Source organism: Massilia sp. 01N410, assembly GCF_056399665.1.
Window position 1 is genome coordinate 1 of sequence record NZ_JBFTRV010000068.1, and the last position, 483, is coordinate 483.

Annotated in this window: 1 pseudogene; it reads right to left on the reverse strand. The window is 66.5% G+C overall.

Going from position 1 to position 483, the window contains the following annotated elements:
- Positions 1 to 483: pseudogene (locus AC1DOP_RS27270) on the reverse strand (hypothetical protein); the annotation flags it as partial.

Below are 483 nucleotides of genomic sequence, written 5' to 3' on the forward strand. Positions count from 1 at the left end.
ATGTTGGCGCTGGCGACCTTGGTGGTGCTGCGCATCTTGTCGACGAAGCGGGTGAACAGGTAGTCCTGCACGTCCTGGTTGCCCAGCGAGCCCGGGCCGGTGTAGCCCATCGGCGCAGCCGGATTCCACGGCACGCAGCCGGCGATCACCGCACCCGGCGTACCGCAGCGGGCCACGTCGCCGTCCATGAAGGACGGGCCGACGGCGAGGTTGACGTTCGGCTGGTACATGCTGCCGGTGCCAACGCGCTCGCCTTCATTGCGGTTGTACATGTAGCTGACGTTCCAGTCCCAGTAGCGCGAACCGGTTTCGAAGCTGCCTTCCAGGCCGAGGCTGGCACGCTTGGTTTCCAGCGTGTTCTCGGTACCGCGCGGCAGCTCTTCGGTGCGGTGCGAGAACAGCACGTCCTGGCCCCACTTGTTGAAGGTGCTGTCCTTGGACAGCGCAGCGCGCGTGCCGTTGCGCGACTGCGCAGCCGAGACC